This window comes from Methylobacterium sp. D54C (assembly GCF_053345595.1).
In genome coordinates this window covers 126645-143559 of the sequence record NZ_JBKFAK010000004.1, presented here as the reverse complement: position 1 = coordinate 143559, position 16915 = coordinate 126645, and the positions used below count along the sequence as shown (strand labels likewise).

Sequence of the window (16915 nt, the reverse complement as noted above, 5' to 3'; positions counted from 1 at the left end):
TCGGGACGGGCATAGACGGCGCCGGGCGCCGCGCAAGGGTCCGCGCGCCGATGCGGTCCATCGTATGTGGTATATGGGTATTCCGACGTCGCTGCGCCGGTGGCATTATGCTGCACGACGGACGGAACTGCTTACAGACCTCGGTTCCTGAGTCCACGACTGTGGTCTAACCTGTTTGTACACGTTGCGGGCTCCCTACGGAGCCCATTATGACAGCGAAGCTTCGCCGCCTACGCGAGCGTGGGATGGCGAGCGGCCGGGAACGGAGAACCTGCGTGCGGCGGTCCTGTACGACCGCACGGACGTCTCCCGGGCAAACCCGGACGGCGGTGCCGTCCGGCTCAGTCGCGTCGACGGTCGAACAGGGGCCCGGGAGATACGATCATGACCAACATCGGTGATCACAACGCGGCCCACGGCGTCGAGGCGGCGGGCTTCCGCGACCTCAAGGCCGTCCACTGGAATTTCGAGGCCCCGCGCCTCTACGAGGAGGCCCTGTCCCGCAAGGAGGCGCAGCTCGCCCGCGGCGGCGCCCTCGTCGCCACCACCGGCAGCCATACCGGCCGTTCGCCCAAGGACAAGTTCGTGGTGCGCGACGCCGGCACCGAGAACGAGGTCTGGTGGGACAACAACGGCGCCATCACGCCCGAGCAGTTCGAGACCCTGCGCCAGGACTTCCTGAAGCACGCCGAGGGCAAGGAGCTGTTCGCCCAGGACCTCTACGGCGGCGCCGATCCGGCCTACCGGGTCAAGGCCCGGGTCTTCACCGAGTTCGCGTGGCACTCGCTGTTCATCCGCAACCTGCTGATCCGTCCGGACCGCTCCGAGATCGCGTCCTACGTGCCGGACATGACGATCATCGACCTGCCGAGCTTCCAGGCCGATCCCGCCCGACACGGCTGCCGGTCGAAGACCGTGATCGCCATCGACTTCTCGAAGAAGCTCGTGCTGATCGGCGGCTCGGCCTACGCGGGCGAGATGAAGAAGTCGGTCTTCACCTACCTGAACTACATCCTGCCCGGCCAGGGCGTGATGCCGATGCACTGCTCGGCCAACGCGGCGCTCGATGCCGAGGGCGGCTCGGCGATCTTCTTCGGCCTCTCGGGCACCGGAAAGACGACGCTGTCGAACGACAGCTCCCGCCAGCTGCTGGGCGACGACGAGCATGGCTGGTCGAACGAGGGCATCTTCAACTTCGAGGGCGGCTGCTACGCCAAGACCATCCGCCTCTCGCGCAACGCCGAGCCGGAGATCTACGCCACCACCGAGCGCTTCGGCACGGTGATGGAGAACGTGATCATCGATCCGGTCACCCGCGCACCGGATTTCGATGACGCGTCGCTCACCGAGAACACCCGCTGTGCCTACCCGCTGGACTTCATCGCCAACGCCAGCGCCTCCGGCCGGGCCGGGCATCCGAAGAACATCGTCATGCTGACCTGCGACGCCTTCGGGGTGATGCCGCCGATCGCCAAGCTCACCGGCGCCGAGGCGATGTACCACTTCCTCTCGGGCTACACCGCCAAGGTGGCCGGCACCGAGCGCGGCCTGACCGGGCCCGAGGCGACCTTCTCGACCTGCTTCGGCGCGCCGTTCATGCCGCGGCATCCGAGCACCTACGGCAACCTGCTGCGCGACCTCATCGCCAAGCACAGCGTCGATTGCTGGCTGGTCAACACGGGCTGGACCGGCGGCGGCGTCGGCACCGGCCGGCGGATGCCGATCCGCGTGACGCGCCGCCTGCTGAGCGCCGCCCTCGACGGCTCGCTGGCGCAGGCCGAGTTCCGCCGCGACCCGTATTTCGGCTTCGCGGTGCCTGTCTCGGTTCCGGGCGTCGAGCCGCACATCCTGACGCCGGTGAAGACCTGGGCCAACAAGGGCGCCTTCGTGGAGACGGCGGCGCGGCTCGTAAAGATGTTCGACGATAACTTCAAGCGGTTCGAGGCCCATGTCGACGCCGACGTGCGCGCCGCCGGGCCGACCGCGCAGGCGATCGCGGCGTAAACCGAGAGCGGGCGGCCCCTGGGGCCGCCCGTCCCGTTCGTCTTAGCGAGCGCAGCGAAGCTATCCAGGGCAGCGCGACATCTGCGAGCGTAGCGCGACTGGATCGCTTCGCTGCGCTCGTGAAGACGGTTCGGACGTCCTGTCCGGGATGCGTCCTAGAACGGCAGCTTCATGCCCGGCGGCAGGGGCAGGCCCTTGGTCAGCTCGGCCATGCGCTCCTGCATGGTCGCCTCGGCCTTCCCGCGAGCGTCGTTGCAGGCCGCGACGATCAGGTCCTCAAGGATCTCGCGCTCGTCCGCGACCATGAGCGAGGGGTCGATGCTGACCCCCTTCATCTGGCCCTTGGCGCTCATGGTGACCCGGACGGAGCCGCCGCCGGAGGCGCCGGTCACTTCGATCTCGTCCATCTCGGACTGCAGGTTGGCCATTTTCTCCTGCATGGCCTGAGCCTGCTTCATGATGCCCATCAGGTCGCGCATGCGGCTCTCTTTCCGATTCTTCGTCTGATCTGGGTATGGCGCGGCCCGGGCGCCACCATGCGTCAGGCGTCGTCGTCCTCGACCTCGCCGACCCGCGCGGCATCGCCTTCCCCGAGGATCTCCTGCTCGGCGGAGGGGAGGGCCTCGGAGATTGTCTCGCGCACGTCGACGATCTCGGCCCCGGGGAAGCGCGTCAGGACCTCGCGCACGAACGGGTCGGCGGCGGCGTTCTCCCGGCGTGTCTCGGTCGCGGCACGGGCGGCCGCGTCGAGGGTCGGGGCGCCCTCGTCCTTCGACAGGGCCACCACCCAGCGCCGCCCGGTCCAGCGCTCGATGGCGGCGGCGATGTCGTTGGCGAGGCTCGACCGGCCGCCGGAGGCGAGGCGGAACTCGATCCGGCCCTCCTCGAAGCGCACCAGGTGGACGTCGCGCTCCAGCGCGGTTCGCAGCAGGATGTCCCGGTTGGCGTCGGCCAGCGCGATCAGGTCCTCGAACCGCCCGAGACGCGGCGTCGGCGGTGCCGCGGGCGCCGGCCTCGGCGCCGGCGCACCGACGGGCGCACTTGCGGGCGCGCTGATCGGGACGCTCGCCGGCGCGTTCACCGCGACGGGCGCGGCCAGGGGCGCCGCGACCGGGGCGGGCTCCGGCGCGACCGTGCGGGGTGCCGCGGCGAGCGCCGCGGAACCGCCGCCGCGCAGGTCGGGAATCGGCGGGAGGGGCGGCCGGGCCGACGCGGCCGGAGCCTCGTCCGCGGGCGCGGCGGCGGCCTCGGCCCGGAGCTGGCGCAGGGCCTCGTCGGGTGTGGGCAGGTCGGCCGCGTAGGCGAGGCGCACGATCGCCATCTCGGCGGCCGCGAGGGGCCGGGGCGCCGCCTGGACCTCGGGAATCGCCTTCAGCAGGATCTGCCACGCCCGCGACAGGGCGCGGATCGAGAGCTTCTCGGCGAACGCGGCGCCGCGGACGCGCTCGGTCTCGCTGAGCGTTGGGTCGGCGGCGGCTTCCGGCACCACCTTGAGCCGGGTGACGAGGTGCGTGAAGGCCGCGAGATCAGAGAGCACGACCGACGGGTCCGCGCCGGAATCGTACTGCGCCCGCAGCTCCGCGAAGGCGGCCGGCACCGCGCCGCGCATCACCGCCTCGAACAGGTCGAGGATCCGGGCGCGGTCAGCGAGGCCCAGCATGTCGCGCACGCTCTGCGCCGTGATCGTGCCGGCGCCGTGGGCGATCGCCTGGTCGAGCAGCGAGAGCGCGTCGCGCACCGACCCTTCCGCGGCTCGCACGATGGCGCCCAGAGCCTCGTCCTCGACCGATACGCCCTCGGCCGCGCAGACCTTCGCGAGATGCGCGTGCAGGGTCGGCGCCTCGACCCGGCGCAGGTCGAATCGCTGGCAGCGAGACAGGATCGTCACCGGGACCTTGCGGATCTCCGTGGTGGCGAACACGAATTTCGCGTGCGGCGGCGGCTCCTCCAGCGTCTTCAGGAAGGCGTTGAACGCCTTCTCGGAGAGCATGTGGACCTCGTCCACGATGTAGACCTTGTAGCGCGCCGAGACCGGCCCGTAGCGGATGCCGTCGATGATCGCCCGGACATCGTCGATGCCGGTATGCGAGGCGGCGTCCATCTCCAGCACGTCCATGTGCCGGGATTCCATGATCGCCGCGCAGTGGAGGCCGAGTTCCGGCATCGACACGGTCGGGCCGGTGTCGGGGTGTCCGGCGCGGGCGTAGTTGAGGCCGCGCGCCAGGATGCGGGCCGTCGTGGTCTTGCCGACTCCGCGGACGCCGGTGAGCATCCAGGCCTGCGGGATGCGGTTGGCGGCGAACCCGTTGGCGAGGGTCCGCACCATCGCGTCCTGGCCGATCAGGTCGCCGAAATTGGTGGGGCGGTACTTGCGCGCGAGCACCCGGTAGGGCGTCGCCGCAGCGGGGGGCGCTGGAAACCCGGGCAGGCCCGGCTCGTCGTCAGGCGTGCCGGTCGTAGCGTCCATGCCGTATCTGGGTCAGACTGCCGCGCGCCGTGGAACGAGGTGGGAGGCTGGACGAAGACCCGCTCGGTCTCGTTAGGGCTGCTTCCTTCCGGACCTGACCCGGTTGGCGAGTGAAACGTCCCTCGCCAACCCCCCGCCGGCTATATGGCCGGGCCTCGGCCCGAACGCAAGCGCTGCTGAAGCCGAGTCGAAGCGCAGCCGAAGCGCTGCCTCACTCGGCCTTGCGCTTCACGATGGCCAGGGTCTTCGGATCGAGCTTCAGGTCGAACTGCTTGCCGCTCGCGTCGATCGCGTCGTCGACCTCGATCATGCCGTCGTCGAGCTCGATCTCCTTCCACTTGGTGAAGCCCTCCTGCTTGAGCATGGCCTCGACCTTGGCCTGCTGATCGGGCGGAAGCTTCTCGTCGGCGCGGGCGGCGAGGCCGGTGCCCGCGATCAAGGTCAGGGTGAGAAGGGACGTGGTCAGGCGCATGGCTGTCTCCGATCCGGCAATTGTTTCCGGCTGTGAACAGGCGTGCCGCGGCGGAGTTCCATGGCGGCGATCCCCTTGAGCCGCCCCCGAATCTGCCGCACATCTTGGCCGTACCGGAACGCGGCGGCGAGGACACTGCACGAATGGTCACCCGCGTCGCCACCGTGGCCTTCGAGGGCATCGAGGCGCGGGCGGTGGACGTGCAGGTCCAGATCGTGCCGGGCTCGGTGGTGTTCACCGTCGTCGGTCTGCCCGACAAGGCGGTGGCGGAATCGCGCGAGCGGGTCCGCGGAGCGCTGATCGCCTCGGGGCTGGCGCTGCCGGCCAAGCGCATCACGGTGAACCTCGCCCCGGCGGATCTTCCCAAGGAAGGCTCGCATTTCGACCTGCCGATCGCGCTGGGCGTCATGGCGGCCATCGGCGCGATCCCGGCGGACGCGCTCGCCGGCTACTGCGTCCTGGGCGAGCTCGCCCTCGACGGCAGCATCACGGCGGTGAGCGGCGTGCTGCCAGCCGCGATGGCGGCGGCCGATCGGGGGCTCGGGCTCATCTGCCCGGCGTCCACTGGGCCGGAGGCGGCCTGGGCGGGGGGCGACCTCGACGTGCTCGCGCCGCGCTCGCTGATCCAGCTCGCCAACCACTTCAAGGGCAGCCAGGTGATGGCGCGGCCGGAGCCCGCCGTCGCCGCGCCGGCCGGGCCGCTGCCGGACCTCGCCGACATCAAGGGGCAGGAGGGCGCCAAGCGCGCCCTGGAGATCGCGGCCGCCGGGGGCCACAACCTGTTGATGAACGGGCCGCCCGGCTCGGGCAAGTCGATGCTGGCGGCGCGTCTTCCCTCGATCCTGCCGCCGCTCACGCCGCGCGAGCTGCTCGACATCTCCATGATCCAGTCGGTGGCGGGCGCGCTGAAGGACGGGGCGCTCTCGAACCGCCGGCCGTTCCGGCAGCCGCACCATTCCGCCTCGATGGCGGCCCTGGTGGGGGGCGGCCTCGGGGCGCGGCCCGGTGAGGTCTCCCTGGCCCATGGCGGCGTGCTGTTCCTGGACGAGCTCCCCGAATTTTCCCCGCAGGTGCTCGACAGCCTGCGCCAGCCGATGGAATCCGGGGCGGTGATGATTGCCCGGGCCAACCACCGAATCACCTACCCGGCGCGGTTCCAGCTGGTCGCGGCGATGAACCCGTGCCGCTGCGGCCACGGTCTCGAACCGGGCTACGCCTGCCGGCGCGGGCCGAACGCGCGCTGCATGGCGCAGTATCAGGCGCGGATCTCAGGCCCGATCCTCGACCGCATCGACCTGCGCGTCGAGGTGGCGGCGGTGACGGCCGCCGACCTGATCCTGCCCGCGCCGGCCGAGGGCTCCCGCGAGGCGGCCGACCGGGTGTCGGCGGCCCGCGCGCTCCAGGGCGCGCGCTACGCCGCGCGCGGCCTGCCGGAATCCACCACCAACGCGACCTGTCCCGCGACGCTGATCTCGGACGTCGCGAGCCCCGACGCCGACGGGACGGCGCTGATCCGCCAGGCGGCCGAGAGCATGCGCCTCTCCGCCCGCGGCTTCCACCGGACGCTGCGCGTCGCCAGGACCCTGGCCGACCTCGACGGCGAGGCGCAGGTCCGCCGGCTCCACCTCGCCGAGGCGCTGTCGTACCGCGGCCGGGGCGACAGCGCGGCGGCCGCCGCTTGAGCGCCGGACCGCGCGGCCCGGTCGACCTGACGGTCACGATCGGCCAGCACAGCAGCGCCGGCCGCAAGGCCGCCAACCAGGATTTCAACGGCGCGCTGGTTCCGGTCCAGCCGGCGCTGGGCCTGAAGGGGATCGCGGTCGCCCTCGCCGACGGGATCAGCAGCAGCGCGGCGGGCGCGGCGGCGAGCGAGACCGCGGTCAAGAGCTTCCTCAGCGACTACTACGCCACGCCGGACACGTGGTCGGTGAAGACCTCGGCGCAGCGCGTGATCGCGGCCACGAATTCCTGGCTCTACGCCGAGACGCGGCGCGGCGCCGATCCGAACGATGCCGACCGGGGCCACGTCACGACCTTCGACGCCCTCGTGCTGAAATCCCGCGTGGCCCACCTCTTCCACGTGGGCGATGCCCGGATCTGGCGGGTGTCCGGCCGGTCGCTCGAGCAACTCACCGAGGACCACCGGGTCGTCGTCTCCGCGGCGGAATCGTATCTCGGCCGCGCCCTCGGAGCGCAGGGCCGCGTCGAGATCGACTACCACGCCGTGGGCGTCGAGGCCGGCGACACCTTCGTGCTGACGACGGACGGCATCCACGAGCATGTCCGGCCCCGCGACATGGTCGCGGAGATCGCTGCGGCCGAGACCCTGGACGCGGCCGCGCGGGCGATCGTCGAGATGGCCCTGGCGGCCGGCAGCCCGGACAACCTGACGATCCAGATCGTGCGGGTCGAGACCGTGCCGGAGGGCGAGCCGGCCGACCTCCTCGGCGAGGCCGAGGGGCTGGACCCGGCGCCGCTCCTCGACCCGCCTGCGGAGCTCGACGGCTTCCGCCTGCTGCGGATCCTCCACTCCGGTCCCCGGAGCCGCGTCTACCTGGCGGTCGAGGCGGAGACCGGCGCCCAGGTCGCCCTGAAGGTGCTGTCCCTGGACCTGCGGGACGATCCCGCCCAGCGGAAGCGCTTCGTCATGGAGGAGTGGATCGCGCGGCGGATCGACAATCCGCACGTGCTGAAGGCCCATCCCCAGGCCGGCCGCCGCAGCCACCTCTACACGGTGATGCGCTACGTCGAGGGCCAGACCCTGACCCAGTGGATGCGCGACCACGCGGCGCCCGAGCTGGAGGCGGTGCGGGGGCTCGTCGAGCAGCTCGCCCGGGGCGTGCAGGCCTTCCATCGGCGGGAGATGGTCCACCAGGACCTGCGGCCCGACAACGTCCTGATCGACGCGGCCGGCACCGTCCAGATCATCGATTTCGGCGCGACCCAGGTCGCCGGCGTCGTCGAGGGCGACCCGCGGATCGACCCGGCGGAGATCCTGGGCACGGTGCAGTACACGGCGCCGGAGTGCTTCCTCGGCGCCCCAGGGACCGCCCAGTCGGACGTCTTCGCGGTCGGCGTGATGACTTACCAGATGCTCACGGGGCGGCTGCCCTACGGCGACGCGGTGCCCCGGGCCCGGACGCGCGCGGCGCAGCGGCGGCTGCGCTACGCGTCGGCGCTGACCGTGCGCCCGCTGCTGCCGGTCTGGGTCGACGGCGCGCTGCGCAGGGCCGTCCATCCCGATCCGCAGCGGCGCTACGCGACCGTGTCGGCCTTCGTCCACGACCTGCGCCACCCCAACCCGGCTTTCACGGATGGCCGGCGGGCGTCGCTCCTGGAGCGCGACCCGCTGCTGTTTTGGCGCCTGCTGTCGCTGGTGCTCGGGCTCGTCGCGCTGGTGCTCGCGGCGATCCTGATCGCCGGCCCGCGTCGGTGAGCCCCGGCTCGCGCCTCAGGGATCCAGCTCCGGATAGCGGCGGAAGATGCCGTCCTCGTTGAACGGGATCCGGCGCGCGCTGGCGAGGTAGGCGGCGAGCCGCGGGCGCCGCGCCACGGTCTCGTGGAGCCGCGCCACCTGCGGGGTTCTCCGGAGGGCCGCAGCGGTCGCCTTGGGGAAGGCGTAGAGCAGGCCGTCGACGAGCTGGAACAGCGACAGGTCGGCGTAGCAGAGATCCGCGCCGACGAGGCGACGGCCGCCGTTGGCCGCCAGCACGCGCTCGAAATAGCCGAGATATTTCGGGACGCGCTCGTCCCGGAACTCGGCCGCCCGGCGCAACGCCTCGGCCTTCTGATCCGCGTAGTACAGGCCGACGCCGACGGGATGGTGGGTGTCGTGCGCCTCGTCGACCGCGTCGGCGACGGTGAGCTGGAGCTGATGGGTCCAGATCCGGTCGCGCTCCGACGGGCCCACGAGCCCGAGGCGCGGTCCGAGATAGAGCAGGATCGCGGCGCTCTGCCCGACGACGACGTCGCCGTCGCGCAGGAAGGGGGGGGCCAGCGGCGGCCGGGGATCCGCGGGGTCGGACAGGCGGTCGAGCATCGGTCCGATGCCGCCGGAATCGTCGTCCTGGCGGGCCACGTCGACGTAGTCGGCGCCGGCCTCCTCGAGGGCGAGGCGGACGAACTCGCCGCGCCCCTGGATCATCGGCCAGTAATGGAGCTCGTAGGGCATCGCCGCCTCCGGGTCGGGGAAGGCGCAGCGACCCCGGACGGTTCCCGCTCAGTTGTTCTCGGCCGGCTCCTCCACCGAGGCCTTCTCGAGCGGCGGCTCGGCGCTGGCGACGGCCTTGCGGGCGAACATCGGCTGAAGGCGCTCGGCGAGCTGCTGGTCCAGATGCTTGACGTACGCGCCCTTGAAGTAGCGCTCACCGGTTTTCGCGCCGTAGAGGTTGTCGTGGGTCCGGATCATCGCGGCGACCTCCGGGCGGCACAGGAAGCCCGTGATGCCGACGGCCTCGTACCAGCGGCCGGCGCGCGCCTCTGCCGTCGCCTTCGGGTTCGACAGCACCGTCTCGGCGAAGCACGCGGTGGCGGCCTGCCGCAGCGGCGCCAACACCTTCTCGGCCTCCGCCGCGTTCACCTTCGGGGCGGCCGGGTGCCGGTGAGGCCGCGCCTCGGCGGCCGAGACGAGCGCGAGGACGGCGAAGGTGGCGAGGATCGAAGTCTTCATACGGGCGGCCTCGTCGGGTGTCCTAACCGCGTTCAGCTCTCGCTCATGATTGCGTCGGGATCGGGGCTGGCGGTTCGGTCCGGGTGCCCGATTCCGGGCAAGATCCGGGCTGTTTCGCGACGGCCACAGCCGCGCTCAGCCGCGCCGCTCCGCGTTCCAGTGTCCCCGGCAGGCGAGGGCCCCGGTCGAGACCCAGGTTCCGGCACCGAAGCCGTCCGAGCCCAGGCGTCCCCGCACGTCGGCGGTGGCGGCGCCGTTGGAGATCGAGCCGCGGATCGCCCCGTTCCGCGCGACGCCACCCTCGACCATGAAGGCAGTCCCGATGAAGCGCGCCCGCCCGCGCTCGATCCGCACCGGGTAGCGGTAGGTACGGTCGCAGTTCCCCGTCTCGGTGATGATCTCGACGCTCCAGGTGCCGTCGAACCGATCGGGCAGGGCGGCGCGGGGGGCGGACGCGGCGGGCAGCGTGCCGGCGAGGAGCAGGGCGACGGCGATGCGGGGCGTCATGCGGATCCGGAGTGCCGGGAGCTTTGAGGAGATCGGCGCCCCGTCAGCGCGGGGCCTGCGGCGCGGGCGTCCGCATGGCCGCACGGAGTGCCGCGTTGAGGAGGGCGAGGAGGTCGCAGCCGACGTGCAGGAAGGCGGCCACGCCCGCCTGCTTCAGCGGCTCGGCCAGGTCCGTCGGCTTCCCGGCGAGGTAGACCGGTCCGGCGCCGGCCCCGGTCAGCGCCTCCGCGGTCGCGACCGCGCGCTCGGCGTAGATCCCGTCGGTGGAGCAGATGCAGGCGAGGCTCGCGCCGGATTCCCGGAACGCCGCCGCCGCCGCCTCGGCATCGGGGAAGCCCTCGTTCGACAGAGCCTCGAGCCCGCCGGCCGCGAAGGCGTTGGCGGCGAAGGTCGCCCGGGCGTTGAAGGCCGCCACCGGGCCGAGATTGGCCAGGAACACGACCGGCCTGCGACCGGTCTTGGCGAGGAAGGCGTCCGAGGCGTCCCGCAGGGCCTCGTAGGGCTCCGCGAGGCGCTGGGACGGCAGCGCGTCGCAGGCGACCGCCGAGCCCGCGCCGAAGTTGGATCCGCGCATCGCTGCCACCGGCGGCACGTCGAGGACCGTGACCGGCTTCTCGGGGAGGTTCGGGAACTCGCTCGCCCCGGTGAGCGGCTCGCGGCGGGTGGCCACCGCCTTGGCGCGGGCCTCGCGGGTCAGCTCGATCCGCCGCTGGAGCTTGCCGACGCTGAGCGAGGCGACGATCCCGCCCTCGGCCTCGATCGCCTGGAACGCCGCCCAGCCCGCCTCGGCGAGCTCGGCCGTCAGGGCCTCGAATCCGCCGGCCCCGGCCGCGGGGTCGCTGACCCGCGCGAGGTGCGATTCCTCGATGAGCACGATCTGGCTGTTGCGCCCCACGCGCCGGGCGAAGGCGTCGGGCAGGCCGAGGGCCTGCGTGTACGGCAGGACCGCGACGCTGTCGGCGCCGCCCATGCCAGCCGAGGCCGCCGCCATGCCGGTCCGGAGGATGTTCACGAACGGGTCGCGCTTGGTCATCATCCGCCACGCGGTCTCGGCATGGAGGCGCAGCGGCTTCGGCTCAAGGCCGCAGGCCTGCTCGACGCGCGCCCAGAGGCGCCGCATCGCGCGGAACTTCGCGACGGTGACGAACTCGTCGGCATCGGCCGCGAGCAGCACGGCGACGCGGTCGCGCGCGCTCGCGAGATCGTGACCGGCCGCTTCCAGGGCGCGCAGGTAGGCGACGGCGGTGGCGAGCACCGCGCCGAGTTCCGCCGCCTCGCCGGCGCCGCCCTCGTGGTAGGGCCGGCCGTCGGCCAGGAAGGCCCGGCCGCGGAAACCCGCCGCCTCCAGGCCGGCCACGACCTCGGCGAGGCGGGGCGCGATGTCGGTCCAGACGGCTCCGAGGCTGCCGGTGGCCGCCAGGACACCGATGGGATCGAGCCCCAGATCGACGTCGTAGGTCGAGAGATCCTCGCCGCGGCGCTCCGCCAGCGCCTTAATTAGCTGGGCCACCTCCAGGCCGCGGCCGCCGGCATCGATCCGCAGGGCGATCAGCGGCAACATCACGCCCTTCAGGGCGGCGTCGAGCTCCTCGACGCTCGCCGCGGTGAGACCGTAGCCGCGGGCGCCCGGCGCACCCGCGACGGCGAGCACGAGGGCATCGGCCCCGCCCTCGAGGTCGGTGAGCGCCTGCGTGTTCGCGGTTCCGAGGTCGGGATGGTCGACCCGCTGGGCGATCCGCCAGGGTCCCGGCTCGCGCACCGGCTGCGCCGCCGGCTCGGCCGGTCCGTAGAGGGGTTCGATCCGCAGTCCGTCGGCCGTCCGCGTCACCAGCCGCTTCTCGAAATCGGCGCCCTTCAGGACGCCTTCGACGAGGCCGAGCCAGCGCGCCCGGTCTGCGGGCTCGAAGAGGTCGGCGAGCGGTCTGTCTTCCATCGGTACGTTCCAGGGCGCGGCGTCTTCTGCACCGCTTTCATGCGTTTGCCTCGCACGCCGCTCCGCCGCTGGCAATCGCCCGATGGTTGAGGAAAGCTCAAGCCGCGGATCACCGATTTTTGAGTGATGCGGCGCAGGTGCGGTGAGGGGCACCTGCCGATCCGGATCGCGATCCCGAGCCGCTGCCGGCGAGCCCGGGCCGACCGAACGGGGCGCGATCCCGCCCGCGTCAGCCGAGGATGATCAGGCCGGCGAAGCCGAGGGCGCCGACGATGATCCGCCACCACGCGAACAGCCAGAAACCGTGGCGGGAGACGTAGTCGAGGAGAAACCGCACCACGAACAGCGCCGAGACGAACGACACGATGAAGCCGATCGCGATCAGCCCGACATCGTTGCTCGAGAGGTATTTGTAGTTGTCGAGCAGGTCCTTGGCGAAAGCGCCCGCCATGGTCGGCATCGCGAGGTAGAACGAGAACTCGGTGGCCGAGCGCTTGTCGGCGCCCATCAGCATCGCGCCCACGATCGTGGCGCCCGAGCGCGAGACGCCGGGGATCATCGCCAGGCACTGGAAGATGCCGATCTTCAGGTCCATCGGCATCGAGAAGTCGTAGACGTCCGTCTTCTTCACCTCGAGGTCGGTGTCGTCGATGACGAGGAGCACGAGGCCGCCGGCCACTAGGGTCGCGCAGACGATCCACGGGTTGAACAGGTAGGCCTTGATCAGCTTCGAGAAGAGGCCGCCGATGATCGCCGCCGGCAGGAACGCCACCAGGATGCCGAGGACGAAGCGGCGCGCCTTCGGATCTGACGGCAACGCGGTGGCGATCCCCAGGAGGCGGCGGAAATACACCAGCAGGATCGCCAGGATCGCGCCGAGCTGGATCAGCACCTCGAAGGTGTTGTTGGGCGAGTGGAAGCCGATGAAGTGCCCCACCAGCAGCTGGTGGCCGGTGGAGGAGACCGGGATGAATTCGGTCGCCCCCTCCACCAGGGCGAGCAGCACTGCCTTGCCGATGCTTGCCGGATCCATCGTGACGCCCTGTGCCGCGCGCGCGGAGGCCCCCGTCGGGCCACCGCCTGCCACGCGAAATGGTTGTACCCGAGGCTTCGCCGATCAGGGTTGACGGGCAGTTACCGGGCCGGGCCGCGCGTGTTAAGGGCTCGGCAACGGTCGGGCAATAACGCTCGGTCCGAAGTCCTCTGCGCCGAAGACCCGCGCTTCAGGACCCACGACGAGCGCGGGACCGGCCGCGCTGGCAGACCGAACGTCCCGCACGGCCTCGATGGCAACCCTCTACCATTTCCCCTTCTGCGCGAATTCCCGTTTCATCCGTCTCGTGCTCGCCGAGATGGGCATGGAGCCGACGCTGTTCGAAGAACGGCCCTGGGAGCGGCGCGACGACTTCCTGCTGATCAACCCGGCGGGCGTCACGCCCGTGCTGCTGGAGCAGAACGGCCTCGTGGTTCCCGGCGCCGGCGCCATCGCCGAGTACCTCGACGAGACCCGCGGCCTCGGGCTCTCGGGGCGGCGGATGCTGCCGGAGGACACCGTCGAGCGCGTGGAGGTGCGTCGCCTGCTGGACTGGTTCCTGGTCAAGTTCGAGTCCGAGGTGACCGCCTACCTCGTCAACGAGAAGATCTCGAAGCGCTTCATGTCGGCCAACGAGGGCGGCGGCCCGCCCGACATGAACGCGATCCGCGCGGCGCGGTCCAACGTGCGCTACCACCTCAAATACATCGGCTACCTCATCGCGCGGCGGCGCTGGATCGCCGGCGACAACCTGACCTATGCCGATCTCGCGGCGGCCGCCCATCTCTCCTGCGTCGACTACCTGGGCGACGTGCCCTGGGACGAGGACGAGATGGCGCGGAACTGGTACGCGCGGGTCAAGTCGCGGCCCTCGTTCCGCGCCCTGCTCGCCGATCGAGTGGCCGGGATGGCACCGGCCGCCCACTACGCGGATCTGGATTTCTGAACGCCAGACGGACCTACCACGGCGCCGACCTGCGCCGCCTCGTCGAAACCCGGGCGCGGACGCTCGGGTTCTGCGGCCTGCGCGTGACCCGACCCGACCGGCTGCCCGACCTGCCCGGCCGCCTGTCCGCCTGGCTCGCCGAGGGCGCGCAGGGCACCATGGACTGGATGGCGGAGCGGGCCGACCAGCGCGCCAGCCCGATCGCGCTGTGGCCCGGTCTGCGCAGCATCCTGGTCCTGGCGATGAGCTACCGGCCGGAGCACGATCCCCTCGACCTCGTGGCGCGTCGCGACCGCGGTGCCATCGCCGCCTACGCGCAGCGGCGGGACTATCACGAGGTTTTGAAGGGCCGCCTGAAAGAATTGGGTGGGTATCTGTCGGCCAAGGGCGACGTGCGGGTGAAGGTCTTCTGCGACACCGCCCCCGTCATGGAGAAGACCCTGGCGGAGGCGGCCGGCCTCGGCTGGCAGGGCAAGCACACGGTGCTGATCTCCCGCGGGCACGGCAACTGGCTGCTCCTCGGCGCGATCTACACGAGCGCGGAATTCGAGCCCGACCCGCCGGAGCCCGACCGTTGCGGCTCGTGCCGCGCCTGCCTGGACGTCTGCCCCACCGACGCCTTCCCGGCGCCCTACCGGCTCGACGCCCGCCGCTGCATCTCGTACCTGACGATCGAGCATGCCGGGCCGATCCCGGAGGCTTTCCGGACGGCGATCGGCAACCGGGTGTTCGGCTGCGACGATTGCCTGGCCGTCTGCCCCTGGAACAAGTTCGCCCGCACCGCGGCGGAGAGCCGGCTCGCCGCGCGGGCGGACCTGGCGGCCCCGGCGCTCGCGGATCTCGCGGGCCTCGACGACGCGGCGTTCCGCACCTTCTTCGCCGGCACGCCGGTGAAGCGCACCGGGCGCGACCGCTTCCTCCGCAACGTCATGATCGCGATCGGAAATTCCGATGACCCGTCGCTCGCGGAGGCGGCCGTCGCGCGCCTGCGCGACCCGTCGCCCCTGGTGCGCGGCATGGCGGTCTGGGCCTGCGGCCGGCTGCTGGCGCCCGAGGCCGTGCGCGCGCTCGGGCGCCAGCACAGCGATTCCGAGACCGACGCCCACGTGCGGGACGAGTGGCGGGCCGCCACCAGCTTGACGGAACCGCGGACGGACGAGACATCCGCGGCATGAACCTCTTCGTCTTCGGGCTCGGCTTCACCGGCCGCCACTTCGCCGAGCGGGCACGGTCGCGCTTCGGGAGCGTCCGCGCCACCGTCACCGACCCTGCGGCCGCCGACCGCATCGCGGCGGAGACCGGTTTCGCGTTGCGCGCCTTCGGGCCGGAGGCCGACGATCCCCGGATCGCGGCGGACCTCGCCGACACGGACGTGCTCCTGGTCTCGGCGCCCCCCGGCGAGGCCGGCGACCCGGTGCTGGCCCGCTACGCCGACGCCGTCGCGGCGAGCCGGATCCGGTGGATCGGCTACCTGTCGACTATCGGTGTCTACGGCGACCAGGGCGGCGCCTGGATCGACGAGACCACGCCGGCGACCCCGCGCAGCGCCCGGTCCAAGGTGCGCGTCGACGCCGAGGCGGCGTGGCTGGCGCTCGGCGCCGCGACCGGCAAGGCCGTTCAGGTCTTCCGGCTCTCGGGCATCTACGGACCCGGGCGCAACCCGATCGTGAAGCTGCGGGAGGGCCGCTCGCAGCGCATCGTGAAGGCCGGGCAGGTCTTCAACCGCATCCACGTCGACGACATCGCCACGACGCTGCTCGCCTCCATCGACCGGCCGCGGCCGGGGGCGATCTACAACGTCACCGACGACGAGCCGACCGCGCCCCAGACCGTGACCGAGCACGCCGCGGCCCTCACAGGCCTGCCGCTGCCGCCCGAGATCGATTTCGAGACCGCCGACCTGTCGCCGATGGCGCGCAGCTTCTACGGCGAGAACAAGCGCGTCCGGAACCGGCTGATCCGCGACGAGCTGGGCGTCGCGCTCGCCTACCCGACCTATCGCGAGGGACTCGCCGCGCTCAAGGACCAGCCCTGATCAGGCCTCGAGGTGGCGCGGCCGGACGAGGCGGCGGAGCAGGCCGTCGCGCGGGCCGACCATCATCGAGGCGACGTAGAGCGCGCCGGCCGCCAGCACGATGGCCGGCCCGCTCGGCACGTCGTACCGGTACGACAGGCTGAGCCCCGACACGCTCGCCAGGGCCGCGATCAGCATCGAGACCGGGATCAGCCCGGCCAGGTCGCGGGCCCAGAATCGGGCCGCCACCGCCGGCAGCAGCATCAGCCCCACTGCCAGCAGCGTGCCGAGGGCCTGGAACCCGCCGACGAGGTTCACCACCACCAGCGCCAGGAAGGCGAGGTGAACCGGGCCGCCGCTGCGGCTGACGCTCCGCAGGAACAGGGGATCGACGCATTCCATCACGAGCGGCCGGTAGATCAGGGCCAGGGCCAGCAGGGTCAGCGTGCTGATGCCGCCGAGCAGCCACAGCGCGTCGTCGTCGAGCGCCAGGACCGAGCCGAACAGGAAATGCATGAGGTCGATCTGCGAGCCGCGCAGGGAGACCAGCAGCACGCCGGCCGCGAGCGAGATGAGGTAGAAGGCCGCGAGATTCGCGTCCTCACGGACGACCGTCGCGCGGGTGACGGCGCCCGCGAGGAGAGCGACCGCGAGGCCGGCCACGAGGCCGCCCAGCGTCATCGCCGGCAGCGACAGGCCGGCGACCAAGAAGCCGACCGCGGCGCCGGGCAGGATCGCGTGGCTCATCGCGTCGCTCATCAGGCTCATGCGGCGCAGCGTCAGGAACACGCCGATGGGCGGCGCCGAGACCGACAGGGCGAGGCAGCCCGCCAGGGCCCGGCGCATGAAGCCGAACTCCACGAACGGCGC

Annotated in this window: 15 protein-coding genes and 1 other RNA gene; 6 read left to right on the top strand and 10 right to left on the bottom strand. The window is 71.9% G+C overall.

Annotation, left to right across the window (positions count from 1 at the left end):
* Positions 1 to 384 precede the first annotated feature (384 nt).
* Complete coding sequence (locus ACLBYB_RS11960) at positions 385 to 2004, top strand: phosphoenolpyruvate carboxykinase (protein ID WP_447698895.1); 1620 nt, start codon at positions 385 to 387, stop codon at positions 2002 to 2004.
* Positions 2005 to 2159: 155 nt separating this feature from the next.
* On the opposite strand, the gene ACLBYB_RS11955 is transcribed toward ACLBYB_RS11960, so the two are convergent.
* From ACLBYB_RS11955 to ACLBYB_RS11940, 4 genes are all read right to left on the bottom strand, one after another.
* Positions 2160 to 2483: a YbaB/EbfC family nucleoid-associated protein gene (locus tag ACLBYB_RS11955; protein WP_020092789.1), complete on the bottom strand. Its 324-nt coding sequence runs from the start codon at positions 2481 to 2483 to the stop codon at positions 2160 to 2162.
* 62 nt (positions 2484 to 2545) lie between these two features.
* Entirely contained in the window at positions 2546 to 4471 is a 1926-nt protein-coding gene (locus tag ACLBYB_RS11950) for a DNA polymerase III subunit gamma/tau (protein WP_447698894.1), read from the bottom strand.
* Positions 4472 to 4508: 37 nt separating this feature from the next.
* Positions 4509 to 4607: signal recognition particle sRNA small type (gene ffs / locus ACLBYB_RS11945), an RNA gene on the bottom strand.
* Between the two features lie 75 nt (positions 4608 to 4682).
* Positions 4683 to 4943: a PepSY domain-containing protein gene (locus ACLBYB_RS11940; RefSeq protein ID WP_447698893.1), complete on the bottom strand. Its 261-nt coding sequence runs from the start codon at positions 4941 to 4943 to the stop codon at positions 4683 to 4685.
* 143 nt (positions 4944 to 5086) lie between these two features.
* Here ACLBYB_RS11940 and ACLBYB_RS11935 point away from each other — a divergent pair, with 143 nt between their 5' ends.
* Together ACLBYB_RS11935 and ACLBYB_RS11930 are read left to right on the top strand one after the other, a co-directional pair.
* Complete coding sequence (locus tag ACLBYB_RS11935) at positions 5087 to 6625, top strand: YifB family Mg chelatase-like AAA ATPase (protein ID WP_447698892.1); 1539 nt, start codon at positions 5087 to 5089, stop codon at positions 6623 to 6625.
* A complete protein-coding gene (locus tag ACLBYB_RS11930) occupies positions 6622 to 8379 on the top strand; it encodes a protein kinase domain-containing protein (RefSeq protein ID WP_447698891.1) in 1758 nt (585 codons plus the stop codon). Before ACLBYB_RS11935 ends, ACLBYB_RS11930 begins: the two co-directional genes overlap by 4 nt.
* A gap of 15 nt (positions 8380 to 8394) precedes the next feature.
* Here ACLBYB_RS11930 and ACLBYB_RS11925 read toward each other — a convergent pair whose 3' ends face one another.
* From ACLBYB_RS11925 to ACLBYB_RS11905, 5 genes are all read right to left on the bottom strand, one after another.
* Positions 8395 to 9114 carry a glutathione S-transferase gene (locus ACLBYB_RS11925; protein WP_447698890.1) on the bottom strand — a complete coding sequence of 240 codons (720 nt, stop codon included), beginning with the start codon at positions 9112 to 9114 and terminating at the stop codon, positions 8395 to 8397.
* A 48-nt stretch (positions 9115 to 9162) separates the two neighbouring features.
* Positions 9163 to 9612, bottom strand: a complete 450-nt coding sequence (locus ACLBYB_RS11920; protein WP_447698889.1) for a hypothetical protein — start codon at positions 9610 to 9612, stop codon at positions 9163 to 9165.
* Positions 9613 to 9747: 135 nt separating this feature from the next.
* Positions 9748 to 10119, bottom strand: a complete 372-nt coding sequence (locus ACLBYB_RS11915; protein WP_447698888.1) for a hypothetical protein — start codon at positions 10117 to 10119, stop codon at positions 9748 to 9750.
* Positions 10120 to 10162: 43 nt separating this feature from the next.
* Positions 10163 to 12052 carry a methylmalonyl-CoA mutase family protein gene (locus tag ACLBYB_RS11910; protein ID WP_447698887.1) on the bottom strand — a complete coding sequence of 630 codons (1890 nt, stop codon included), beginning with the start codon at positions 12050 to 12052 and terminating at the stop codon, positions 10163 to 10165.
* A gap of 229 nt (positions 12053 to 12281) precedes the next feature.
* Positions 12282 to 13085, bottom strand: coding sequence for an undecaprenyl-diphosphate phosphatase (locus ACLBYB_RS11905; RefSeq protein ID WP_447698886.1), 804 nt, complete (start codon positions 13083 to 13085; stop codon positions 12282 to 12284).
* A gap of 253 nt (positions 13086 to 13338) precedes the next feature.
* On the opposite strand from ACLBYB_RS11905, the gene ACLBYB_RS11900 reads away from it, so the two are divergent.
* Genes ACLBYB_RS11900 through ACLBYB_RS11890 form a run of 3 tightly spaced genes read left to right on the top strand, consistent with a single transcriptional unit; the run spans position 13339 to position 16066 of the window.
* Positions 13339 to 14031, top strand: a complete 693-nt coding sequence (locus ACLBYB_RS11900) for a glutathione S-transferase family protein (RefSeq protein ID WP_447698885.1) — start codon at positions 13339 to 13341, stop codon at positions 14029 to 14031.
* Positions 14032 to 14060: 29 nt separating this feature from the next.
* On the top strand, positions 14061 to 15206 hold the full coding sequence (gene queG / locus ACLBYB_RS11895) for a tRNA epoxyqueuosine(34) reductase QueG (RefSeq protein WP_447699058.1): 1146 nt from the start codon (positions 14061 to 14063) through the stop codon (positions 15204 to 15206).
* Complete coding sequence (locus ACLBYB_RS11890) at positions 15203 to 16066, top strand: SDR family oxidoreductase (protein WP_447698884.1); 864 nt, start codon at positions 15203 to 15205, stop codon at positions 16064 to 16066. Before queG ends, ACLBYB_RS11890 begins: the two co-directional genes overlap by 4 nt.
* Here ACLBYB_RS11890 and ACLBYB_RS11885 read toward each other — a convergent pair whose 3' ends face one another.
* Complete coding sequence (locus ACLBYB_RS11885; protein WP_427509875.1) at positions 16067 to 16891, bottom strand: metal ABC transporter permease; 825 nt, start codon at positions 16889 to 16891, stop codon at positions 16067 to 16069.
* Positions 16892 to 16915: the final 24 nt, after the last annotated feature.

Bases quoted from the DNA above. Each gene is read 5' to 3' on its own strand.
- ACLBYB_RS11950 (WP_447698894.1), bottom strand. From the start codon at position 4,471: ATGGACGCTACGACCGGCACGCCTGACGACGAGCCGGGCCTGCCCGGG.
- ACLBYB_RS11910 (WP_447698887.1), bottom strand. From the start codon at position 12,052: ATGGAAGACAGACCGCTCGCCGACCTCTTCGAGCCCGCAGACCGGGCG.
- ACLBYB_RS11960 (WP_447698895.1), top strand. From the start codon at position 385: ATGACCAACATCGGTGATCACAACGCGGCCCACGGCGTCGAGGCGGCG.
- ACLBYB_RS11905 (WP_447698886.1), bottom strand. From the start codon at position 13,085: ATGGATCCGGCAAGCATCGGCAAGGCAGTGCTGCTCGCCCTGGTGGAG.
- ACLBYB_RS11935 (WP_447698892.1), top strand. From the start codon at position 5,087: ATGGTCACCCGCGTCGCCACCGTGGCCTTCGAGGGCATCGAGGCGCGG.
- ACLBYB_RS11915 (WP_447698888.1), bottom strand. From the start codon at position 10,119: ATGACGCCCCGCATCGCCGTCGCCCTGCTCCTCGCCGGCACGCTGCCC.
- ACLBYB_RS11920 (WP_447698889.1), bottom strand. From the start codon at position 9,612: ATGAAGACTTCGATCCTCGCCACCTTCGCCGTCCTCGCGCTCGTCTCG.
- ACLBYB_RS11940 (WP_447698893.1), bottom strand. From the start codon at position 4,943: ATGCGCCTGACCACGTCCCTTCTCACCCTGACCTTGATCGCGGGCACC.
- ACLBYB_RS11925 (WP_447698890.1), bottom strand. From the start codon at position 9,114: ATGCCCTACGAGCTCCATTACTGGCCGATGATCCAGGGGCGCGGCGAG.
- ACLBYB_RS11885 (WP_427509875.1), bottom strand. From the start codon at position 16,891: ATGCGCCGGGCCCTGGCGGGCTGCCTCGCCCTGTCGGTCTCGGCGCCG.
- ACLBYB_RS11890 (WP_447698884.1), top strand. From the start codon at position 15,203: ATGAACCTCTTCGTCTTCGGGCTCGGCTTCACCGGCCGCCACTTCGCC.
- ACLBYB_RS11955 (WP_020092789.1), bottom strand. From the start codon at position 2,483: ATGCGCGACCTGATGGGCATCATGAAGCAGGCTCAGGCCATGCAGGAG.
- ACLBYB_RS11900 (WP_447698885.1), top strand. From the start codon at position 13,339: ATGGCAACCCTCTACCATTTCCCCTTCTGCGCGAATTCCCGTTTCATC.